We start from the raw sequence: 21,074 nt of genomic DNA on the forward strand, positions 1-21,074 counted from the left end.
GCACGACAGAAATTAGGCGGGGTGTGTTTCCGCTCACGCGCCCCCCGGTTTCCCGCCTGTTACCGGAAGCGCACAGCCGCGGCGGCCGGAGGCAGGTGTGCGAGGATCGTCCGGTGAGTGCCCGTTCCACCCAGCCCGGTAGCACCCAGCCCGGTGCCACCGAGCCCCGTTCCACCCAGCCCGGTACCGCCCAGCCCGGTTCCACCCAGCCCGGTTCCACCCAGCCCGGTTCGGGCGTGCGGAGGGTCGGCAGGCCGCGAGCCGTCGCGCGTCCACGAAGTGAGCTGAGCCCGCGCGAGGAGATCCTGACGGCGGCGGCCGAGTTGTTCACGACCAACGGCTACGCCGCGACCTCGACGAGGGCGATGGCCGAGCGGGCCGGCATCAGACAGGCGTCGATCTACCACTACTTCGACGGCAAGGAGGACATCCTCGCCGAACTGCTGGAGAGCACGGTGCGGCCCTCGCTGGAGACCGCCCGCGCCCTGACCGGCGGCACGCCCGAACAGCGGCTGTGGGAGCTGTGCCACTGCGATGCCCGGCTGTTGTGCTCGGGCCCGCACAACCTCGGCGCGCTCTACCTTCTGCCCGAGGTGCGCACCGAGCGGTTCGCCGCCTTCCTGCGCATGCGCGGCGAGCTCAAGGACACCTACAGGCGGCTGCTGGCGGCCACCGCCGCCGGTGCGGCGCTCACGCCCGCCGACCGGGCGCTGCGCACCGACCTGCTGTTCGCGCTGATCGAGGGCGTCATCCTGATCCGCAGGGACGCCCCGGGCGAGATGGCCGCCGACGTCCTGGAGACGCTGGCGGCCGCCACCGCCGACGCGGCGCTACGCCTGGCCGGTGTTGCCGACCGGGATCTGCCCGACCCGCGCGAGGCCGGCCGCGGGCCGGCGTAGCCGCCGGTAGAGCGCGCCCAGAGCGACGACCGCCGCCAGGAAGAGCAGGGTGAACCACTGGAAGAACCAGTGGCCGGTGATCGGGGCGTACACCTCGGTCCTCGGCCAGGCCAGGTTGACCATCATCGCCAGGCCGTAGCAGAAGGCCAGCGCGTTGACCGGCAGGCCCCAGCGGCCCATGCTGAACAGCCGGCTGCCGTCCTCGGCGAACCCGCCCGGCGCTCCGCCCCGCCAGCCACCGCGCAGGCGCTGGAGCAGCAGGGGGCCCGTCACCATCGCGTACGCCAGGTAGAGCAGCACGATGCAGGTCGTGCCGATGGCCAGGAACGCCTCGGGAGAGGCGAAGTTGAGCAGCAGGATGGCCGCCGCGCCCACTCCGGTGACCAGCGCGGGCCCGGCCGGCATCCCGGTGCGGGGCGAGACCCTGGACAGCGCGCCCGACAGGGGCATCGCCCCGTCGCGTGCCATGGAGAACAACATCCGGGTGGCGGCGGTCTGGATCGCCATGGTCGCCACGGTGATCGCCAGCACCACGTCGGCCAGCAGCAGCTTGCCCACCCAGTCGCCCAGGCTGCTGGTGAGCACGTAGGACAGGCCCTCGGAGGCGAGCCTCCCGTCGGTCAGGCTGGGAGCGGCGAGCAGACCGGCGAACAGGATGAGCCCCCCGAGCACCCCGGCCGCCGTGAGCGCGGTCAGGATGGTGCGCGGCGCCACCAGCCGGGGGCTGCGGGTCTCCTCGCTCAGCTCTCCCGCGCTGTCGAACCCGATGAGCACGTAGGCGGCGGTGAACGAGCCGACCAGCAGCGCGCCGATGGCCCCGCCCTGCCCGCCGGTGCTGAACGTGATGCCGGGACCGTGCTCGGCGTGGGTGAGCAGCAGCACGACGATGAGGATCGCACCGACGATCTCGGCGGTGACGCCGATGCTGTTGATCCGGGCGAGAACGCGGTTGTCGACGACGTTCACGGTGGTGGTGAGCGCGAGCAGGATCAGGCCGAGAATCGCGGCGTTGGCGGCGCCCGTGGCGGTGGTGGGCGCGGGATCGCCGCCGACGAGCTGGAAACCCGGCCAGATCGCGGGCAGCACCATCTGCAGGGCGAGCGCCGCGGCGGCGATCACGACGATCTGCCCGAGAATCATGATCCACCCGGCGAACCACCCGAACGTCGCCGTGCTGAGCCGGGTGGACCACTGGTAGATGGAGCCGGAGATCGGATAGCGGGCGGCCAGCTCGGCGAAGCACAGGGCGACCAGGATCTGTCCGGCCAGCACGACGGGCCAGGTCCAGAAGAAGGCCGGGCCGCCGAAGGCGTACCCGAAGGCGAAGAACTGGAAGACCGTGGTCAGTACGGAGATGAAGGAGAAGCCGGCGGCGAAGGAGGCGTACCTGCCCATGCTGCGGTGCAGCTCCTGGCGGTAGCCGAACGTCTGCAGGGCGCTCTCGTCGGTGGGAGGCGATGAAGGGGCGGTGACGGCCATCGGGACTCCGGGCGCTGGAGAGATTTCTGTCGGTTGACAGTTATGTACGGGGCCGTCGTTTCCGCGTCGTCACGGCCGCGTTCATCCGCCGTAACGCATCCCTCACCGCATCCCTCACCGCGCCCCTCGACGGGGAATCCTCCTCGACGACCCGGCGCCAGGGCCACCGCCACCGTCTGCGTCACCCGGCGCCGCACACATCCGCCCCGGGACGGACATCGCCGTCCCCGGCCGGCGCTCGCGCCGCGAGCACCCTCTCGCCTCCGCCGGTCCCTGCGGTGACCTGCGGGATCACCGTCGACGACCGGGTCAGGTCACGAGGACGGGATGGCGCACCACCGCGTCAAAGCCGTAGCCGAAAACGTTGTACGCCGCGTGGCCGGGCTGCACGGCGCCCGTCTCGTCGGCGGCCCGGACGAGCAGGTGGAGGTTCCCCGCCTCGCGTGGGGTCCAGGGGAAGGTCCAGCGGACCCAGCCGTGCGGGTGCCGGTCGCCGAGCAGGCGGGCCGGACGCCACGAAACGCCCTCGTCGTCGCTGACCTCGGCCCGGACCACGCGCCCGCCGCCCGACCACGAACGGCCGCGCAGCAGATGCTCGCGCCCTGCTTCGAGACGGGCCGGCCAGGGCAGTTCGAAGGCGCTCTTCACCCCCATCCGGGTCAGCGGCGGGCCGCCCCCGGGCGGGTGACCGGGGCCGTGCATCCGGTAGAGCCGTGTGCTCCAGGGCGACTCCAGCGGCTCCGCCGACACCTCGACGTCCCCCAGCCACTTGATCGAGGCGGCGCCCACCCAGCCCGGCACGACCAGCCGCGCCGGATGACCGTGGTCGGGCGGCAGGGGCCGCCCGTTCATCTCGTAGGCCACCAGCACGTCGTCCAGCGCCTTCGCCACGGGAAGCGGGCGCCGCACCCTCCCCAGGTTCTCCCCCGCCTCGACGTAGTCGGCGTCGAGCCCGCGCGGCATCAGCGCGACAGCCCTGTCGCTCATCCCCGCCCTGTCCAGGAGCGCCGCGAGGCGCACGCCCCGCCAGCGCGCCACCCCCACCGCGCCCAGCCGCCAGGGGGTGCCGGACACCTCCTGGTTCTGCTGCTCGCCGTACAGGCGGCGCCCGTTGCCGGCGCACTCGATGAACGCGGTCACGGTCTCGGCCGGCATGCCGAGCAGGTCGCGGTAGGTGAACGCGACCGGCCCGCCGCGCAGGGCGTCGCCCCACAGCGTGAGCCGCCAGGCGGCCGCGTCGATCAGCGGCGTCGCCGTGTGGTTGCGGACGAAGAAGAGGCCGTCCGGCGTCAGGTAGTCCTCGCCGCGCAGCGCCTCCCAGCGGGTCTCCGCGTTCGTGCCGTGCACGGCGAACAGGCGGGGCGGCAGCGGCTTGCGGATGCCGGGCGGGGGTGCCGTCTCCGGCGCCGTACGCCGTGTTGCACATCTGTCCCTCATGGAAGTCATGCGCCTCCTCACCTGCCGCTGTCAGCCGGCCGGCCTCCGCAGGGCGACGGCCGGCATGGGAATGGGCGGAAAGGGGTTGTCGGGCAGCAGGATCACCCGGCGCGGCCGGTCCGCCTGTCCCGCCGCGTCCAGGTGCAGCAGGGCCGCCCCGATCCCCGCCGCCCCGGTCAGATAGCCGGTGTCGGCCGACGCCTCTCCGGGACGGTGCCGCCGGTATGCCTGATACCAGCGGTATCCCCGGCCGTCGTAACCGGTCGCCCGGCCGATCAGGTGGTCGGCGAGCCTGCGGGCGAACTCCAGGTGCTCCTGCTCCCCCGTCGCCGCCCATAAGCCCACGTACAGCTCGATCAGTCCGGCGGTGCCGCAGCACTGACAGGCGACGTTCCACAGCCCCGCGGTCTGCCGGAAGGGCGCGCCCGACTCCCTGACCCCCCTGGCGAGCCGCTTCGCCCACTCCAGGTCGCCGCCGTCGCCGCTCACCCGATACAGCTCGTAGAACATGCGCGCGATCCCGGCGGACCCCGAGCAGTAGCCCAGGTGGTCGGTGACCGCCGCGCTCTCCCCCGTCAGGACGCCGGCGGCCCGGACGAGGGCCGCGCCGCGGCGCGCCGCGTCGAGGAAGGCCTCCTCGCCCGTCGCACCGTACAGGTGGGCGAGGAGGAAGGCCGTTCCGGCCGTTCCGGCGAGGAAGCCGGGCGGGGCCGCCTCCGCGGGCAGGGCCGGGCACTCCGTGGGCCGCTCGCGGGGCGCGGTCAGCCGCGCGATCCGCCGTCCCGCCTCGACGGCCATCTCCTCGTAGGCCGGCACGCCAAGCGCCGCCGCGGCGCGCAGCAGCCCCAGCACGACGCCGCCGTCACCGCGCAGCGTGACATCGCCCGACCAGCCGATGCCGCCGTCGTCGAACCCCCGGGCGCTTCTGACGATCCTGTCGGCCGCCGCGAGCGCCGCGCTCTCGAAACGCTCCTCGCCGAGCGCCCAGCCGGCCTCGGTCAGCGCGAGGACGACACCGGCGAGGCCGTGGTGGAGCGACGCGTCGGCCTGCCGCCGCCAGGTCGACGCGAGGTAGCGGGCGCCCGCGCGGGCGTCCTCCAGGTAGGCGTCGTGCCCGGTCCCGGCGGCGAGCTCCAGGAAGAACAGCACGATCCCGGCCGCCCCGGAATGGAGAGACGCGGCGTGGAGAGACGCAGAGTGAAGGGACGCGGGTCCGCCGGGCGTCGCCGCCCGGCCGTGCGGGTCGGGGTTGGCCCGCCACCGCCTCCCGCTCTCGTCGTCGACGGCGGCCGTGCGTATCCACCGTCCCGCCATGATGGCGGCCGTCAGCGGAGTCTCTGCGCGCTCATCGGATGAGCGGAACGGGTCCGGGCCCATGACCTCACTATCCCACAAACCTGGTAGGTAATAGCAAGTATCTGCTCCAAGCCTTTCCTGTATTCCCTATTGACTTGATGGGTATTAGCGCTCCACAGTCGAGCCGAGCACTCGACTCCCGAGAAAGGCGTCCGGCGTGAGCAACGAAGACCCCCCGACCGTCGGCGAGCACACCCGTGCCGCGATCAACGAGGACTGGGCCGCCACCGTCGTCGGCCTCGTCCTCCTCGCGCTGGTCATCACCGGCGTGATCCCGACGGGGCTGGTGCCGTGATGAGCAGCGAAACGGCCCTTCCCGCCACGACGCGGGCCACGACGAGGGCCACGGCGTGGCACTGGCCCGCCCTCGGCGTCCTCACCGTCCTCGTCCTCGCCGCCGGCACCAGAGCCCTGGAGAAGGGCGTGCCCGAGTGGTTCGCGGGCTCCGGCCTGGCCAAGACGATCGAGTTCCCCGTCTACGCGATCGCCCTCGGCCTGCTGGGCAACGCGGTGCTCACCGCAACCGGGCTGCGTGACCGCCTGGCCGCCGGCTTCCGCACCGAGTTCTTCATCAAGACCGGCCTGGTGCTCCTCGGAGCGTCGATCAACCTGAAGGTGATCGTCACCGCGGCCGGTCCCGCGATCGTCCAGGGCATCGTGCTGATCAGCGCGGTGTTCCTGTTCACCTGGTGGCTCGGCGGCCGCCTCGGGCTGGACGACAGGCTGCGGGCGCTGCTGTCGGCCGCGGTGTCCATCTGCGGCGTCAGCGCCGCCATCGCGGCGGCGGGAGCCGTACAGGCCAGGCGCGAGCAGCTTGCCTACAGCGCGAGCCTGGTGATCGCGTTCGCCCTGCCGTCCATCTTCGTCCTCCCCGCACTGGCCTCGGCCCTGGGGCTGAGCCCGGAGGTGGCGGGCGCCTGGATCGGCGGCAACATCGACACGACGGCGGCGGTGACCGCGGCCGGCACCCTCGCGGGCGAGAACGCGCTGGCCGTCGCCACCATCGTCAAGGTCACGCAGAACGCCCTGATCGGCGTCGTGGTGGTCGCGCTGACCGCCTGGTTCGCCTTCCGGGTCGAGCGCCGTCCCGGCGCCGAGCGGCCGGGCGCGGGCGAGCTGTGGCGCCGGTTCCCGAAGTTCGTGCTCGGCTTCCTGGCGGCCTCGGTGGTGACCACGTGGTATCTGACCACGGTCGGCGCGGCCGAGGGCAAGGCGGTCGTCGGCGTCGCCAACGACCTGCGCACCTGGTTCCTCATCCTGGCCTTCGTCAGCATCGGCCTGGAGTTCCGGGTGGCCTCGCTCCGGGAGGCGGGCTGGCGTCCGGTCGCCGTCTTCGCCGCCGCCACCGTGGCCAACGTGCTGCTGGCCCTCGGGCTCGCCACGGTCCTGTTCAGCGGCTTCACCGTCACCTGAGCCACCGGCCGAACCAGCCGGACACGGCGCCCTCGTCCTCCTCCGGCGCCGCGTCGTCGTCCGGCAGGTCGTACCAGTGCGTGTCCCCGGGGAAGGGGTCCGGGGGCACGCCGGGCGCACCGTGTCCGCTGATGCGTCCGCTGATGCGTCCGCTGATGCGTCCACCGATCCGCTCGCCGCGCTCGCTCATGCGGCGGCCCCCTCGCCTCGCGGCTGGGGGGAGCATGGAGCCCGGCGCATCGTGCCGACCGATGCGCTCGCCGCGCTCGCTCATGCCCGCGCTCCCGCCGGGACCGCGCTCGGACCTTCGGCCCCTTCGGCCCTCTCGACCCCTTCGGCCCGCGCGGCGTCCAGCGCCTTGCGGGCGTAGGCCCGGACGTCGGCGTCGGAGTCGCCGAGAGCACCCCGCAGGGCCGCGGCCACCTCCGTCCGCGCCGCCCACGCGGACAGCGCGAGCACCGCGGCCTTGCGCACGTCGAGGTGCGGGTCGGCCAGCGCCGCCACCAGCGGTTCCACCGCGAGGGCCGGGTCGGCGGCGGCCAGTCCCCGCGCCGCGCCCACCCTCACCTGCCAGGCCTGATCCGCCAGGGCCCGTACGGCCGTCTCCGCGAGGCCCGGATCCTGCTGGAGAACCCGGCCCAGCCCGGAGAGCGCCTCCAGGGCCGCCGCCCGGACGAGCGGGTCGGGATCGGCGGCGAGCCGCGCGACGGCGGGGGCGCCGCCCGGCAGGCCGACGACGCCGAGCCCCCTGGCCGCCCAGACGCGCACCTCACGGTCCCGGTCGCCGGCGGCGAGCGCCACCCGCTCCGCGTCGTCGAGCGCGACCAGGCCCCCGACCGCCTCGATCCGCACCCTCGTGTCAGCGTCGGCGAGCGCGGCCTCGAACAGCGCGGCGTCGCCGAGGCGCAGCGCCCGCAGGACGTCCAGGACGGCCGCGCGGACCACCGGATCTCCCGCTCCGCCCTGAGCGGCTCCACCCTGACCCGCTCCGCCCTGGCCGACTCCGCCCTGGCCGACTCTGCTCTGGCCGACTCCGCTCTGGCCCGCTCCGCTCTGGCCCGCTCCGTCCCGGCCCGCTCCGTCCCGGCCCGCTTCCGGGTAACCGGCGACGGCGCGGAGCGCGGCGCCGAACCCCTCGGTCGCGGGCAGCACCTCGACCAGCTCGCGCAGGCCGGTGGCGGCCGCGCGCCGCACCGTGCCGTGCGGGTCCGCGAGGGCCAGCGTCAGCGCGGTCTCCACGCCCCGGGGCGCGGTCTCGGTCAGCGTCGCGACGGCCGCCCTGCGGACCTTGGGGTCGGCCTCCGCCAGGTAGGGGGTGATCTGGTCCAGCGCCGGCTCGCCGTCGGCGAGCCGCAGGAGTTCGAGGATGCGCGGCGAGCGCCCGATCGCCTCCACCGCGAGCCGCCCGCCCGCCCTGCGCCGCGCCGGGCCGGCCGGGCCGTACGCCCCGACCAGGACGGGCTCGGCCGGGCGGGGGGCGAAGCCTTCGACGGGCACGAGGTAGGGCTCGACCGGGCGCTTGACGAACTCCATCGCGCCGTCGGCGTTCTTACGCAGGTTGAGGTGGTAGAGCCACTCGTCGTCGTTCCGCTCGGGCAGGTCGGCGCGCTCGTGGTAGAGGCCCCACCTGCTCTCGGTGCGGAGCAGCGAGGACCTGGCGGCCATCTCGGCACAGTCCCTGATGAACGTCACCTCGGCGCAGCGCATCAGTTCGTGCGGGGTTCTCGCGCCCATGGCCGCGATCTCGTCGCGCATCCGCTCGAACGTCTCCACCGCGATGTCCAGCTTCCTGGCGGTCTTCGGCGGGGCGACGTAGTCGTTGACGAACCGCCGCAGCTTGTACTCGACCTGCGGCTGCGGCGGGCCGTCGGGGTTGCGCAGCGGGCGGTAGATCAGCTCGTGCGCGGCGGCGATCTGGTCCTGCGGCAGTCCCCCCGGCCTGCGGTGGTGCTCGGCGGCGTGGGCCCCGGCGAGGTCGCCGAACACGAACGCCCCGATCATGTAGTTGTGCGGCACGCAGGCCAGGTCGCCCGCGGCGTACAGGCCCGGGACGGTGGTGGCGGCGTTCTCGTCCACCCAGACGCCCGAGGCCGAGTGGCCGCCGCACAGGCCGATCTCCGAGATGTGCATCTCGACGTCGTGGGTGCGGTAGTCGTGCCCGCGTCCCGCGTGGAAGGTGCCCCGGGTGGGGCGTTCGGTGGTGTGCAGGACGTTCTCGAGCGCGGTGAGCGTCTCGTCGGGCAGGTGGGTGGTCTTGAGGTAGATCGGGCCGCGGGCCGAGGCGATCTCCCTCGCCACCTCGGCCATCATCTGGCCCGACCAGTAGTCGCAGTCGACGAACCGCTCCCCCTCGGCGTTGACCTGGTAGCCGCCGAAGGGGTTGGCGACGTACGCGCAGGCCGGGCCGTTGTAGTCCTTGATCAGCGGGTTGATCTGGAAGCACTCGATGCCGCTGAGCTCCGCGCCCGCGTGGTAGGCCATCGCGTATCCGTCGCCGGCGTTGGTCGGGTTCTCGTAGGTGCCGTAGAGGTAGCCGCTCGCGGGCAGGCCGAGCCGTCCGGACGCGCCGGTGGCCAGGATCACCGCACCGGCGGCGACCGTGACGAACCGGCCCGAGCGGGTGTCGAACCCGGCGACGCCGACGGCCCGCCCCTCGCTGGTCAGCACGCGGACCGGCATCACCCGGTTCTCGATGCGCACCTTCTCGCGGATGTCGCGGCGGCGCAGCACGCGGTAGAGCACCTTCTTGACGTCCTTGCCCTCCGGCATGGGCAGGACGTAGCTGCCCGACCGGTGGACCCGGCGCACCGCGTACTCGCCGTGCTCGTTCTTCTCGAACTTCACGCCGTAGCGTTCCAGCCGCTGGACCATGTCGTAGCCGCGCGTGGCCGTCTGGTGCACCGTGCGCTGGTTGACCACCCCGTCGTTGGCCCTGGTGATCTCGGCGACGTAGTCCTCAGGGGTGGCCTTGCCGGGGATGACCGCGTTGTTCACGCCGTCCATGCCCATCGCCAGCGCCCCGCTGTGCCGCACGTGCGCCTTCTCCAGCAGGATCACGTCGGCGCCGCGCTCGGCGGCGGTGATCGCGGCCATGGTCCCGGCGGTGCCGCCGCCGACCACCAGGACCTCGCACTCCAGATGCGTACGGTCCGCCGGGGAAGGGATGTCCACTCTCACAGCTCCTCGATGATGCGGGCGCGCAGCCCGGCGCGGTCGATGTCGGGGGTGCGCGGCTCCGGCACCTGCAGGACGCATCCGACGCCGCCGCGGCCGAGCACGACGACCCGGTCGGCGAGCAGCAGCGCCTCGTCCACGTCGTGGGTGACGAAGACGACCGTGGCGAGGGTGTCGCGGAGCACGTCCAGCAGCAGGCGCTGCATCTCGCCCCGGGTCTGCGCGTCCAGCGCGCCGAAGGGCTCGTCCATGAGCACGGCGCGCGGCGCGCCCGCCAGGGACCTGGCGAGCTGCACCCGCTGCCGCATGCCGCCGGACAGCTCCCGGGGCAGCCGGTCCTCGCAACCGGCGAGGCCGACGCGGGCGATCCAGCTCGCGGCGGCCGTCCTGCGCTGCCGCCTCGGCACGCCGCGGATGCGCAGCGGCAGTTCGACGTTGCGCAGGACCGTGCGCCAGGGCAGCAGCGCGTCGTCCTGGAAGACCATCGCGCGGTCGGCGGAGGGCCTGGTGACCGGCACGCCCTCGGCCAGGACCCGGCCGGCGCGCGGCGCCAGCAGTCCCGCGATCGCCCGCAGGACGGTCGACTTGCCCGACCCGGACGGACCGACGATCACCAGGACCTCACCGGGGGCGATGTCGAGGCGCAGGTCCTCCAGCACGGCGTGCCGCCCGTAGCCGAGGGCCACGCCCTCCAGCCGGATGGCGAGCCCGGCGCCCACCCGTGCGGCCTGCACGGCCGATCCGGCGGTGCGTGCGCTCATCGGGCGCCGCCTTCCGCGCCCGCGCCGGCCCCCGCATGCGCCCTCGCATCGGCCCATTCGTCGGCCCCTCGATCAGTGGCTTGATCGGCCCCTTGATCAGCCCCTTGATCAGAACTGTGCAGCCACCGGGTCAGGCGCCGGCCGAGCAGTTCGATCGACGCCGAGGCGACCCAGCCGAGCACGCCGATCGAGGCCATGCCGACGAGCACCGCCGGATAGTCGACGACCGTGTAGGCGTGCCAGGTGCGGTAGCCGACGCCGAACTCCCCGGAGATCATCTCGGCGGAGATCACGCAGATCCAGGCGACGCCCATGCCGACGGACAGCCCGCCGAAGACGCCCGGCAACGTGCCCGGGAGGACGACGTTCCACAGCACGTGCGCGCGCCCGCCGCCCATGGTGCGGACCGCGTCCTCCCACAGCGTCGGCAGCGCCCGTACGGCGTGCCGCGTGCTCACCATGATCGGGAAGAACGCCGCGGCGAACGTGATGAACACGATGCCCTGCTCGTCGGTGGGGAACACCAGGATCGCGATCGGGACGAGGGCGATCGCCGGGATCGGCCGGACGACCTCGATGGGCGGCAGCAGCACGTCACCGGCCCATCGGGACCGCGCGACCAGGACGCCCAGGGCGATGCCGGCCACGGCCGCCAGCGCGAATCCGGTGAGGATGCGGATCATGCTCTGGGCCAGGTCGAGGTAGTAGATCCGGGTGCCGAGTTGCCGGCCGAGCTCGGCCGCGACCTCGGCGGGCGAGGGCAGCCGGTCGAACCGCAGCCCGACGCGGGCGTCCGCGGTCGTCAGCCACTGCCACACCGCGACGACGGCCGCCAGGGAGGCCGACCTGACCGCCCATCTGCGCAGGCCGGCCGCCGTTCTCGTCCGGCCCGCCGATGCGGCGCCCGCGCCCGCGGCGGCGGGGGCGGCGGGGCCGAGCGTCGCGTCCAGCGCCGGAGTGCTCATCGCGACGCACCTTCCCCAGCCGTCTTCGGCTCCCCCGCAGCCGCCTTCGGCTCCCCCGCAGCCGTCTTCGGCTCCCCGGCCGCGGCCTTCAGCGCCTCGTCGTATCCGACGATCCGCGCCCGGGGGTGCTCCTTCACGTACGCCTGCGCGCCGTCCGCGGTGGTGAAAGGCGCGAACCGCTCGTTCTCGCCCGCCGATGGGTCACGGACCCAGACCGACCTGTCCGCGAACCAGTGCGTGCCGGTGGCCGCGTCGGGCACGTAGGCGGCCCGCACGGTCCCGCCGGCCGAGGTGGCGGCGGCGATCTGGCGCAGCAGGCAGGTGGGGGTGGCCGCGGGGCGGAGCCGGTCCTCCCCGGCGAGCCAGAGCTCGCCCGCCTTCGCCGGGTCGCCCACGGCGGTCCCGCAGGCCTCGTCGGTCCCGGTGATCCTCGCCGCGTTGGCGGTGCTCGCGGTGCCCGCGTCGTAGGAGGCGCCGTACGCCTTCCTGATGAAGGAGTCGTTCGCGAACTTCGTCACGTCGACGTCGGTGAAGTCGGTGCCGATGATCTTCAGGTACTTCTCGTCGTGCCGCAGGGCGGCCACCAGTTCCGGCTTCACGGTCACATCGAACGAGGCGATGCCGTCACGCCCGTTGTAGAGGTAGACCACCTCGGGCGGCAGTCCGGTTGCCTCGGCGACCGCCTCGGCCGCCTCCACGGGATGCTCGTGGAGGTAGTTCGTCGCGTCGATCTGCGCCTGGAGGAACGCCTGGAGCACGTCGGGGTGCTCCTTCGCGTACGCCTGCCGTACGACGACGCCGTGGAACGTCGGCACGCCGAGCGCCGAGCCGTCGTAGACGAGCCTGGCCTGGTTCTTGAAGACGAGCAGCCCCGGCCAGGCCACGAACTGGGCGTATCCCTGCACGTTGCCCGACTGCAGCGCGGACGCGCCCACCGGCGGCTGCTGGTTCACGACCTCCACGTCCGTAGCGGGGTCGAGCCCGGCCCGCTCCAGGGCCTGCACCAGCGTGCCGTGCCCGGCCGAGCCCGAGCTGGCCGAGACCTTCTTCCCTTTCAGGCCGGCCAGGGTCCGCACGTCCGACGACGGAGGCACGACGACCGCGTTCAGGCCGCCGCGCAGGTTGTAGCCGGTCACCGAGACGAGCTCGGTCCGCGCGGAGGGCACGCCCTGGGTGCGGGAGGCGTTGATGAGGAGCGGGTAGTCGCCCATCGACCCGATGTCGATCTTCCCCGCCACCATCTTGGCGGTGATCGGAGCGCCGGTGTCGTAGTCCTGCCACTCGACCCGGTATCTGGCGCCGAGGCGCTTTTCGAGGTAGCCGAGGCCGCGCAGCAGCGTCCCGGCCGTCACCGTGTTGATGGTCTTCGACTGGTATCCGACGACGACCGTCTGCCTGCCGTCGTCGGCGCCCGCGGACACGGAGCACCCGGCCGCGGCCAGCAACGCCACGGCGGCGATGAGCTTACGCATTGGGGGGTGTCCTTCTATCGGAGCAGGTAGGGGATGTTCACCGTGACCGCGTCCGCCGGGCACCGGTCGGCGCAGGGGCCGCAGTACCAGCACTCGTCCACGTGCATGTACGCCTTACCGCTGACCTCGTGGATGGCCAGCGAGTCGAGCGGGCAGACGTCCACGCACAGCGTGCAGCCCTCGATGCACAGCGACTCGTCGATCGTGACGGGCACGTCGACGCGGCTATTGACCAGGGTCATCGGTGTTCCTCCAGAGATGGCCACGCATGGTGAGGCGGTCGCCGCGGAACCTGACGAACTCCAGGTCGACCGGACGGCCGTCGGACAGATGGGTGAGGCGCTCGACCATCAGCAGCGCCGCGCCGCGCGGCGCGTCGAGGACGGCGGCGGTGTGGGCGTCGGCGCTCACGGCCTCGATCGTCAGCTCCGCCACGCCGAGCGGCCGGCCGGCGACCCGTTCCAGCAGCACGAACACGTCGTTGTGCACGAGGTCGGCGTCGAAGAGCGGCTCCCCCACCTCGCGGACGAGGTAGGTCAGGTCGAGCGAGAGCGGCAGCCCGTTGAGCCTGCGCAGCCGCTCCATGTAGACGACGGGCTCGCCGGGTGGCAGGCCGAGCCGTTGCCGGACGGCGGCCGGAGGCGTGGTCAGCCCCATCGCGCGGACCTCGTTGGTGACCTCACCGTGCTCCCGGAGGGTCTCAGCGAGGCCGAGCAGCCGGTGCAGGCCGTGCGGGTACTTCTCCGCGGCCACCGTGGTGCCCACTCCCGGGCACCGCTCGATGAGGCCCTCGTCGCGCAGCAGGTCCAGAGCCTCCCTGATCGTGTTGCGGGAGGTCCCGAACTCCCGGGCGAGGGCGGACTCAAGCGGCAGGTGACCACCGCCGAATCCGCCGTGCACGACCTCCCGCCGCAGCAGGTCGGCGACCTGGCGGGCCCTGTCCGCCCGGCGCCGTCTCGCGTCCGCCAACTCCATGAGGCATAAGCCTAGTGTTCAGGTAGGGATATGCGGATAACGGCGCGATTACGCCACTCCGGAAGATCGTGAGACAGCCTTTACCTGCGGCTTCACATCGATGCGGCCGACAACCGCCACCCCCGGGGAGGTCAGGCGGCGAAGAACCGGTCGGCGAAGGCCTCCCACTGGGCGAGGAAATCGATGCCGCCGTCACGCAGCCAGTTGAGCTGCAGGCCGTCGAGGAAGGCGAGCAGGTCCACGGCGGCCTGACCGGGCCGCGGATGCCAGGCCAGCAGGTAGCACTCCAGCATGGCGCGGCCCTCGCTGAGCCGTGTCCGGAAGTAGACGTGCGCGGGGTGCGCGGGGTCCAGCGCCTCGGCCGACAGCACCGTGTAGAGCTGCACGAGCGAGCGCTGCGCGAGGTTGCGGCGGACGAACCCCGACATGACGGCGCGGGCGACGGCCGCGTCGGGCGCCGGTTCGAGTGTGTCGGCCACGCTCGCGAGGTCGAGCGTGTCCCGGCGTTCGAGGACCGCGATGAGCAGTTCCTCCCGGGAACGGAAGTGATGCAGCAGCCCCGCCTTGGTCATGCCACAGGCCGCCGCGAACGCCTCCAGGGTGACGCCCTTGAATCCGGAGGCCGCGATCAGCTCGGTGGCCGCCTTGAGGATCTCCTCTCGGCGTTCGGCGGGCGGCAGCCGGCGCCGTACCGGCGAGGGGGTCATGCCGTCCTGGCTCCTCGGAGGCGGGGGTTGCTTTCGATCACGATACCAGCCTAAGTTATCTACCGTTTGGTAGATAGCGCTGTCGCGCCTGTTCAGAGAGTTGTGTGCGCATGTCGACGCCCTCCTCCCCGACCGCATTCTCCGCCGCCGTCGCCGCAGTGCGCGCCGGGCGGCCCCTCGACGAGGCGGTCGACGAGCTGCTGTCGCAGACGACCCGCGAGGAACGCCTGTGGCTGCTCGACGGGGACCTGCCGTTCTGGCAGGGCATGGCCGACATGATGACCAACGGGTACAACCTCACCCCCTACCCGATGGGCCGCGTCGAACGGCTGGGCATCCCCGGCCTGCTGTTCTCCGACGGCCCGCGCGGCGTGGTGATGGGGCAATCGACCGCGTTCCCGGTCTCCATGGCCCGTGGCGCCACCTGGGACGTCGAGCTCGAGGAGCGCGTCGGCACCGCCATCGGGCTCGAGCTTCGCGCCCAGGGCGCCAACTTCTTCGGCGGCGTGTGCGTGAACCTGCCCCGCCACCCGTCGTGGGGCCGGGCCCAGGAGACGTACGGCGAGGATCCGATCCTGCTCGGCGAGTTCGGCGCGGCGCTGACCCGGGGCGTGCAGCGCAACGCCATGGCCGTCGTCAAGCACTACGCGCTCAACAGCATGGAGAACGCCCGGTTCAAGGTCGACGTCACCGCCGACGACGCGGCCCTGCACGAGGTCTACCTGGCACACTTCCGGCGGATCGTGGAAGAGGGCGTGTCGGGCGTCATGACCGCCTACAACTCGGTCAACGGCGAGTGGGCCGGGCAGAACGAGCACCTGATGGAAGGCGTGCTCCGCGGCATGTGGGGCTTCGAGGGCGTCACCGTCTCCGACTTCATCTGGGGCCTGCGCGACGCCGCCGCCTCGCTGCGCGCCGGGCTGGACGTGGAAGAGCCCTTCCGCCAGCAGCGCGCCGAGCACCTGTCCGCCGACCTGGAGGCGGGCAGGGCGAGCTGGGACGACGTCGACCGGGCGGCCCGCCGCATCCTGCGCACCCAGGTGCGCCACTACGCCGCCCTCACCGAGCCCGAGCCCTCGCTCGACGTGGTGTTCAACCCCGGGCACCGCGCGCTGGCGCGCGAGGTCGCCGCCCGCGGCATGGTGCTGCTCAAGAACGAGCCGGTCGGCGACGCGCCCCTGCTCCCCCTGCGCCGGGACGCGCTCACCTCCCTGGCGGTCATCGGGCGCCTGGCGGACGTGGCCAACACCGGCGACAACGGCTCCTCCGACGTGCGCGCACCGGAGGTGATCACCGCGCTGCAGGGTCTGACGGAGGCGCTCCCGGGGGCCCGGATCACCCATGTCGCCGACGACGATCCGGCCGCTGCCGCCGCCGCTGCCGGGCAGGCCGATGTCGCCGTCGTCGTCGCCGGCTACACCGCCGCGGACGAGGGCGAGTGGATCGGCGGGGACGTGCTGACCGATCCCGGCCTGCTCGCGCTGTTCCCCCCGCCCGGCGACGACCCCGCCGGACAGTCGTTCGCGGCCTTCCTGGCCGAGCCCGGCGCGGTGGACTCCATCAACGGGGGAAGCGCCGGCGGCGACCGCGCGAGTCTGCGGCTGCGGCCCGTCGACGCCGACGTCATCCGGGCCGTGGCGGCGGCCAACCCCCGCACCGTCGTGGTGATCGTCACCGCCGGGGCCGTCATCACCGAGGAATGGCGCGACGCCGTGCCCGCCGTGCTGGTCTCCTGGTACTCCGGCTCGGAGGGGGGCCGGGCCCTGGCCGACGTGCTGCTCGGCGACGTCGACGCCGCCGGACGGCTGCCGTACTCGATCCCGGCCGCCGAGGAGCACCTGCCGTCCTTCGACCGCGACGCCACCGCCATCACCTACGACAAGTGGTTCGGCCAGCGGCTGCTGGACCGGGACGGCCACGCGCCGGCCTTCCCGCTCGGGTTCGGGCTGTCCTACACGAGCTTCGCCCTCGCCGACCTCACCGTGGACGCTCCCGAGGGTGACTCCTTCACGGGCGTCGTGACCGTGACCAACACCGGCTCGCGCGCGGGCCGCCACGTCGTGCAGCTCTACGGACGGCCCACGGGCATCGACGCGGCCGCGGACGACTTCCCCACCCGGGTCCTGCTCGGCTTCGCCACCGTCGACCTCCCGGCCGGGGCATCGGCCCGGGTCACCGTGCCCGCGTCGGCCCGGCCCCTGCGGAGGTGGACGCCCACCGGGTTCGTCCCCGCCTCCCCGACAGCAGTGATCGAGGCGGCGTCCTACGCGGGCGACCCCGACGCCGCCGTTTCGACCGTCACGCTGTGATGGCGGCGGGAGGTCGCCGCAGTCGATCACGTCGCGGGCGCGCCGTCAGCGCCTCTTCAGCAGGAGCTCGGTGTTGCGGTCACCGGGCAGGCCCGCCAGCCCGCTCCGCATGCCCGGGGAGTTGAACGAGAGCTCCCGGTAGAGCGCGGCCAGGCCGCTCTGGGACAGATCGGTGAAGTCGGTGCGGTGCGGCGCGGCCGACTCCACCAGCGTGGTGAACAGCGACAGTGTCCCGTCGTGGTTGTCAGCCAGCTCGACGACCCTCGCCAGCTGCGGATAGTCGACGTGGGAGGCGGTGGAGACCTCCCAGAAGCCGCCCTGCGGGACGATCTTGTTGAGGTGGGAGTGCCCGTTGATCCACGCGGCCACGTTGCGGTGCTTCCTCAGCACCGCGAGCAGTTCCTGCCCGCCGTGGCGCCTGTCGTGCGGGCGGGCCGGATTGGGGGCGAGGTTGGTCATGGCCCAGCTCGGGTGGTGACTGAAGATCAGGGCGATGTCGCCGGCGTGGGCCTTCAGGGTCCGCTCCAGCCAGGTCAGCTGCCGGGTGCCGACCGATCCGCGGTAGTCGCCGCCGCGGTCGGTGGTGTCCAGGCTGATGCCGACGACCCCGTCGGCGATCCGGAAGGAGTAGTCCAGCCGGCCGCTGTCGAGATTGTCGCGGGTGTAGCCGTGGCCGACGGGTCCCGGGCCGGTGTACGCCGGGTCGAGGTGGGCGGCGATGTAGGCGTGCGGGCTCAAGGGGGCGCGGCGCTCGTCGGCGGTGACCGTGCGGGCCCTGCCCCGGTAGCGCTTCCACAGGGCGCGGAAGCGGGCGCCCGTGGGGTCGCCCCGGCGCAGTGCCCGGTAGACGGCGCCGGCCTCGGAGGCGGGCAGATCGAAGAGCTTGCGCGAGCCGGTGGCCAGGTCGGCGAAGAAGCCGCCGGCTCCGGAGTAGGCGCCGCCGAAGAGCTGGTCGTGATTGCCGACGGTGGAATACCACGGCACGGCCAGGCCGGGGCTGCTCACCTCGCGGATGGCCGCCTCCAGGAAGCCGTCCAGGTGGGGGAAGCCCGCCCGCTTGTCGATGTCGCGCGTGCCGGAATCGGGCTGCCAGTAGAGGCCCAGGCCGGAGTTCTGCACGCCCTCGTACCCGCCGGGGTCGCCGGTGTTGGTGGTGAAGCGGCCGCCGGTCATGGCGGTGAGGAACCACTCCAGCTCGATCCGGGAGTTGTTGTCGGTGTTGTCACCGGTGGTCATGACGAACCCGATCGGCGCCCGGGTGGCCGGTCCGTGGTGCAGGGTGTTGACCTGTTCGATCAATGAGACGGCGCCGACCGCGGTCAACGCCTCCTGCGGGCGCCAGGAGCCCATGTCGCCGGCGCGCAGGAACTCATAGCGCTGCGGGTTCTGCACGTCGGTGATGTGCAGATCGGTGAACTGGACGAAGCAGGCCAGCGGCGTGCGGCGTTCGGCCCTGTCCTTCTTGGCGTCGGCCAGTTCGGTGCGGGTCACCCGCCGCCAGCCGGGGCCGTCGGACAGCCTGCGGTATCCGCCGGCCCCGCGCGGTCCGGCGACGGTGTGGACCGTCGTCATGGGCGTCGTGGTCGTCGTGGTCGTCGTGGTCGTCGTGGTTCTCGTGGTCGACGGGGTCACGGCCGCGTCGGCGGCCGGGGTGGAGGAAAGCGCGATCTCCAGCGCGACGCCCGAGGCGGTCATCCCGGAGGCGAGCAGGAAGGCGCGGCGGTTGAGGGCGGGACCCATGATGCTCCCAGTGGTGGCGTCGAGGCGAACGTCCACTGGGAATGGTTGACAGCGGGAATGACTCCCGGCCTAACACGGCTGAAACGCCGGCCAGCCATCTGTGGCCGAGAAATAGCCGTAGGCGATACGGACACCCGGGGGCAGCGGGCCGGACGCCTGCCGCTTTCCCGCCGTTCGGAAGAGCACTGTCCCGAGCTCGTGAGGCCGCCTGTCGGGGTAACCGGGCGGGCTGCGGCGGGCGGCGTCGGGCGGGGCGGTGACGACGGCGCGGACCAGCCGGCTCGGGCGGCCGAAAACAGGTTGCGGGACAGGACGAAACGCGGAACGCTCCCCGGCGTGAAGATGCACGCCGACCAGCTGACCGTGACACAGGAGACCGTGCGCGTCTTGGTGGGCGAGCAGTTCCCGCAGTGGCGGGGCCTGCCCGTCACCGGCATCGCCGCCTGTGGGACGACCAACGCCATCTTCCGCATCGGCGACCACTTCTCGGCCCGGTTTCCCCTGCAGCCCGAGCCGGTCGACGCGACGCGCCGCCGGCTGGAGTCCGAAGCGGAGGCGGCCCGCGAACTGGCGGGCGGCACTCGCTTTCCCACACCCGAGCCGGTCGGGCTCGGCGAGCCCGGCGCGGGATATCCGCTTCCGTGGTCGGTGCAGACATGGCTGCCCGGCGCCGTGGCGATCGACGAGGACCCCGGCGAGTCGGTCGCGTTCGCCCACGGTCTCGCCGATCTCATCGCCGACCTGCGCGCGGTCGGCACGCGCGGCCGTACGTTCTCCGGCAGTGGGCGGGGAGGCGACCTCCGGTCGCACGACGCGTGGATGGAGACCTGCTTCGAGCGCAGTGAAGGACTGCTGGACGTTCCCCGGCTGCGCCGGATGTGGGCGGGGTTCCGTAGCCTGCCGCGTGAAGCGGCCGACGTGATGACCCACGGTGATCTCATCCCCGGCAACGTGCTCGTGTCCGACGGCCGGCTCGCCGGGATTCTCGACGCCGGCGGCTTCGGGCCGGCCGATCCCGCCCTCGATCTCGTGAGCGCCTGGCACCTGCTGGAGGCGGAACCGCGCCGGATGCTCCGTCTCGGCCTGAAGTGCGACGATCTGGAGTGGGAGCGGGGGAAGGCGTGGGCCTTCGCGCAGGCGATGGGGCTCGTCTGGTACTACCTGGAGACCAACCCGGTCATGGCCCGGATGGGCCGGCGCACCCTGGAACGCCTCCTGGCGGACGCCGGGCCCGTCTGAACCTGCGGGCCCGGCCCCGAAGCTCCGCCGACCGGCGTGCGGCTCAGCTCACGGTGAGCCTGCGGACCGGCGACTTGCACGAACGGCGCTGCGACGGCGCCTGCGAGTCGAAGCGGACCTGCCATTCGCCGGTCGACGGCACCTTCTTCCGCAGGGTGAACCTGCCGTCCGAACCCGTCGTCGCCGTCCCCCTCACCGCGTCGGCGCCCGTCCCGGACGGGTCGAACCAGAGACGGACGCGCTGCTGGGGTAGCGGGTCCCACCGGGCGGGCTGCCCGGCGGGCTGCACCCGGACGAACAGCGTGCCCGCGTGGGTCGCCTTCCTGTTCCGCCGGCCGCTCTTGGGGTTCGCCGAATAGGTGATCTTGGTTTGCGCCCCGGCGGAGCTCACGGCCGAATGAACCTCGGCGCTCCTCGCGGCGGTGACGCGTCCGGCGTCCCTGACCGCCCTGGCCTCCCTGGCCTCCCTGGCCTCCCTGGCGTCTCCGCGGAACTCCGCCGACCAGAAGCCGGACTCCGTCGCCGTGACCGTCGCGTCGAACCGGCCCGACCTGTCGGTGACCACGCGCGCCACCTCCCTGCGGGCGAGCATGTCGTCGGGCCGGAACAGCAGGGCGACCGTCCGGCCGGGAAGCCCGCCCCAGTCCTCCTTCCCGGTCACCACCTCAAGGAGGCCGGAGACGGTCAGGGGGCTCCCCTCGTCGACCGGGTCGGGGGACAGCTCGAAGCCGTCGATCCTCGACCGCCGCAGCCCCTCCTCGGCGCTGACCTCGAACTCCCGCTCCTCGGTGCCGCCGCCGGCGCCGACCACGACGCGCCAGGTCCCCGCCGCCGCGTCCCGGCCGAACGCGTGCCGGGACCGCCACCGCTCCTCGAAGGTCGTGCGCTCCTCTCTCTCGAAGCGCAGTTCGGCGCGGGACTCGTCCGGAGCCACCAGGTCGCCCGTCACCTCGGCGGACGGCCCGCTGGTGACCACCTCGAAGGTCGCCACGACCTGGTCCTCGCCGCCGATCGGGACGGGGTCGGGATCGACCTCGACCGACTCGATCTCCACCGATACGGTCTCCACCGGCTTGATCTTCGTGGGGGCGCCGTCGCCTCTGGGCCGTCGCAGGAGCCGCGCGAGCAGGTGGTGGATGATCGTCATG

The 21,074-nt window shown here is 73.0% G+C and carries 18 protein-coding genes; 5 read left to right on the plus strand and 13 right to left on the minus strand.

The window, feature by feature from the left end; genetic code table 11:
- Positions 1 to 113: 113 nt before the first annotated feature.
- Positions 114 to 899 (plus strand): TetR/AcrR family transcriptional regulator, encoded by a 786-nt coding sequence (locus tag FLX07_RS32375; protein ID WP_208762503.1) that lies wholly within the window; start codon positions 114 to 116, stop codon positions 897 to 899.
- Here the strand turns inward: FLX07_RS32375 and FLX07_RS32380 are convergent.
- The 3 genes from FLX07_RS32380 to FLX07_RS32390 all read right to left on the minus strand — a co-directional run bounded on the left by FLX07_RS32380 (position 831) and on the right by FLX07_RS32390 (position 5,192).
- Positions 831 to 2,378, minus strand: coding sequence for an amino acid permease (locus tag FLX07_RS32380; protein WP_142575485.1), 1,548 nt, complete (start codon positions 2,376 to 2,378; stop codon positions 831 to 833). The genes FLX07_RS32375 and FLX07_RS32380 overlap by 69 nt on opposite strands.
- A 309-nt stretch (positions 2,379 to 2,687) precedes the next feature.
- Entirely contained in the window at positions 2,688 to 3,824 is a 1,137-nt protein-coding gene (locus FLX07_RS32385) for a sulfite oxidase (protein ID WP_142575486.1), read from the minus strand.
- A 21-nt stretch (positions 3,825 to 3,845) separates the two neighbouring features.
- A complete protein-coding gene (locus FLX07_RS32390) occupies positions 3,846 to 5,192 on the minus strand; it encodes a lanthionine synthetase LanC family protein (protein WP_142575487.1) in 1,347 nt (448 codons plus the stop codon).
- Positions 5,193 to 5,328: 136 nt separating this feature from the next.
- Here FLX07_RS32390 and FLX07_RS36750 point away from each other — a divergent pair, with 136 nt between their 5' ends.
- Positions 5,329 to 5,466 (plus strand): hypothetical protein, encoded by a 138-nt coding sequence (locus FLX07_RS36750; protein WP_167748475.1) that lies wholly within the window; start codon positions 5,329 to 5,331, stop codon positions 5,464 to 5,466.
- Positions 5,466 to 6,584 carry a YeiH family protein gene (locus tag FLX07_RS32395; RefSeq protein ID WP_142575488.1) on the plus strand — a complete coding sequence of 373 codons (1,119 nt, stop codon included), beginning with the start codon at positions 5,466 to 5,468 and terminating at the stop codon, positions 6,582 to 6,584. Before FLX07_RS36750 ends, FLX07_RS32395 begins: the two co-directional genes overlap by 1 nt.
- Here the strand turns inward: FLX07_RS32395 and FLX07_RS32400 are convergent.
- The 8 genes from FLX07_RS32400 to FLX07_RS32435 form a co-directional block, all read right to left on the minus strand.
- The gene (locus tag FLX07_RS32400; protein WP_142575489.1) at positions 6,577 to 6,774 is read right to left on the minus strand and encodes a hypothetical protein; all 198 of its coding nucleotides are present in this window, start codon (positions 6,772 to 6,774) and stop codon (positions 6,577 to 6,579) included. The two genes, FLX07_RS32395 and FLX07_RS32400, sit on opposite strands and share 8 nt — an antisense overlap.
- Before the next feature lie 80 nt (positions 6,775 to 6,854).
- The gene (locus tag FLX07_RS32405) at positions 6,855 to 9,755 is read right to left on the minus strand and encodes a fumarate reductase/succinate dehydrogenase flavoprotein subunit (RefSeq protein ID WP_142575490.1); all 2,901 of its coding nucleotides are present in this window, start codon (positions 9,753 to 9,755) and stop codon (positions 6,855 to 6,857) included.
- Positions 9,756 to 9,757: 2 nt separating this feature from the next.
- Positions 9,758 to 10,519, minus strand: coding sequence for an ABC transporter ATP-binding protein (locus FLX07_RS32410; RefSeq protein WP_142575491.1), 762 nt, complete (start codon positions 10,517 to 10,519; stop codon positions 9,758 to 9,760).
- Positions 10,516 to 11,484 carry an ABC transporter permease gene (locus tag FLX07_RS32415; RefSeq protein WP_142575492.1) on the minus strand — a complete coding sequence of 323 codons (969 nt, stop codon included), beginning with the start codon at positions 11,482 to 11,484 and terminating at the stop codon, positions 10,516 to 10,518. The genes FLX07_RS32410 and FLX07_RS32415 overlap by 4 nt, the downstream gene beginning before the upstream one ends.
- A complete protein-coding gene (locus tag FLX07_RS32420) occupies positions 11,481 to 12,956 on the minus strand; it encodes an ABC transporter substrate-binding protein (RefSeq protein WP_142575493.1) in 1,476 nt (491 codons plus the stop codon). Before FLX07_RS32420 ends, FLX07_RS32415 begins: the two co-directional genes overlap by 4 nt.
- A gap of 14 nt (positions 12,957 to 12,970) precedes the next feature.
- Positions 12,971 to 13,198: an indolepyruvate ferredoxin oxidoreductase subunit alpha gene (locus FLX07_RS32425; RefSeq protein WP_079312946.1), complete on the minus strand. Its 228-nt coding sequence runs from the start codon at positions 13,196 to 13,198 to the stop codon at positions 12,971 to 12,973.
- On the minus strand, positions 13,182 to 13,931 hold the full coding sequence (locus tag FLX07_RS32430) for a GntR family transcriptional regulator (protein WP_142575494.1): 750 nt from the start codon (positions 13,929 to 13,931) through the stop codon (positions 13,182 to 13,184). The genes FLX07_RS32425 and FLX07_RS32430 overlap by 17 nt, the downstream gene beginning before the upstream one ends.
- A gap of 131 nt (positions 13,932 to 14,062) precedes the next feature.
- Positions 14,063 to 14,638 (minus strand): TetR/AcrR family transcriptional regulator, encoded by a 576-nt coding sequence (locus FLX07_RS32435; RefSeq protein ID WP_167748476.1) that lies wholly within the window; start codon positions 14,636 to 14,638, stop codon positions 14,063 to 14,065.
- A gap of 110 nt (positions 14,639 to 14,748) precedes the next feature.
- Between FLX07_RS32435 and FLX07_RS32440 the strand changes: the two genes are divergently transcribed.
- Complete coding sequence (locus FLX07_RS32440; protein WP_142575496.1) at positions 14,749 to 16,947, plus strand: beta-glucosidase family protein; 2,199 nt, start codon at positions 14,749 to 14,751, stop codon at positions 16,945 to 16,947.
- Between the two features lie 45 nt (positions 16,948 to 16,992).
- Here FLX07_RS32440 and FLX07_RS32445 read toward each other — a convergent pair whose 3' ends face one another.
- Positions 16,993 to 18,687 carry a TIGR03767 family metallophosphoesterase gene (locus tag FLX07_RS32445; protein ID WP_142575497.1) on the minus strand — a complete coding sequence of 565 codons (1,695 nt, stop codon included), beginning with the start codon at positions 18,685 to 18,687 and terminating at the stop codon, positions 16,993 to 16,995.
- Between the two features lie 342 nt (positions 18,688 to 19,029).
- On the opposite strand from FLX07_RS32445, the gene FLX07_RS32450 reads away from it, so the two are divergent.
- Entirely contained in the window at positions 19,030 to 19,926 is an 897-nt protein-coding gene (locus tag FLX07_RS32450) for an aminoglycoside phosphotransferase family protein (protein WP_142575515.1), read from the plus strand.
- Positions 19,927 to 19,969: 43 nt separating this feature from the next.
- Here FLX07_RS32450 and FLX07_RS32455 read toward each other — a convergent pair whose 3' ends face one another.
- Positions 19,970 to 21,073 (minus strand): hypothetical protein, encoded by a 1,104-nt coding sequence (locus FLX07_RS32455; protein ID WP_142575498.1) that lies wholly within the window; start codon positions 21,071 to 21,073, stop codon positions 19,970 to 19,972.
- Between the last annotated feature and the right edge of the window lies 1 nt (position 21,074).

Origin of the sequence: Microbispora bryophytorum, from assembly GCF_006874465.1 — a bacterium.
Lineage (GTDB): Bacteria > Actinomycetota > Actinomycetes > Streptosporangiales > Streptosporangiaceae > Microbispora > Microbispora bryophytorum.

Excerpts from the sequence above, each read along its gene's own strand:
- FLX07_RS32380 (WP_142575485.1), bottom strand. The coding sequence starts at position 2,378 with ATGGCCGTCACCGCCCCTTCATCGCCTCCCACCGACGAGAGCGCCCTG.
- FLX07_RS32385 (WP_142575486.1), bottom strand. The coding sequence starts at position 3,824 with ATGACTTCCATGAGGGACAGATGTGCAACACGGCGTACGGCGCCGGAG.
- FLX07_RS32390 (WP_142575487.1), bottom strand. The coding sequence starts at position 5,192 with ATGGGCCCGGACCCGTTCCGCTCATCCGATGAGCGCGCAGAGACTCCG.
- FLX07_RS32395 (WP_142575488.1), top strand. The coding sequence starts at position 5,466 with ATGAGCAGCGAAACGGCCCTTCCCGCCACGACGCGGGCCACGACGAGG.
- FLX07_RS32400 (WP_142575489.1), bottom strand. The coding sequence starts at position 6,774 with ATGAGCGAGCGCGGCGAGCGGATCGGTGGACGCATCAGCGGACGCATC.
- FLX07_RS32410 (WP_142575491.1), bottom strand. The coding sequence starts at position 10,519 with ATGAGCGCACGCACCGCCGGATCGGCCGTGCAGGCCGCACGGGTGGGC.
- FLX07_RS32415 (WP_142575492.1), bottom strand. The coding sequence starts at position 11,484 with ATGAGCACTCCGGCGCTGGACGCGACGCTCGGCCCCGCCGCCCCCGCC.
- FLX07_RS32420 (WP_142575493.1), bottom strand. The coding sequence starts at position 12,956 with ATGCGTAAGCTCATCGCCGCCGTGGCGTTGCTGGCCGCGGCCGGGTGC.
- FLX07_RS32425 (WP_079312946.1), bottom strand. The coding sequence starts at position 13,198 with ATGACCCTGGTCAATAGCCGCGTCGACGTGCCCGTCACGATCGACGAG.
- FLX07_RS32430 (WP_142575494.1), bottom strand. The coding sequence starts at position 13,931 with ATGGAGTTGGCGGACGCGAGACGGCGCCGGGCGGACAGGGCCCGCCAG.
- FLX07_RS32435 (WP_167748476.1), bottom strand. The coding sequence starts at position 14,638 with ATGACCCCCTCGCCGGTACGGCGCCGGCTGCCGCCCGCCGAACGCCGA.
- FLX07_RS32440 (WP_142575496.1), top strand. The coding sequence starts at position 14,749 with ATGTCGACGCCCTCCTCCCCGACCGCATTCTCCGCCGCCGTCGCCGCA.
- FLX07_RS32445 (WP_142575497.1), bottom strand. The coding sequence starts at position 18,687 with ATGGGTCCCGCCCTCAACCGCCGCGCCTTCCTGCTCGCCTCCGGGATG.
- FLX07_RS32450 (WP_142575515.1), top strand. The coding sequence starts at position 19,030 with ATGCACGCCGACCAGCTGACCGTGACACAGGAGACCGTGCGCGTCTTG.
- FLX07_RS32455 (WP_142575498.1), bottom strand. The coding sequence starts at position 21,073 with ATGACGATCATCCACCACCTGCTCGCGCGGCTCCTGCGACGGCCCAGA.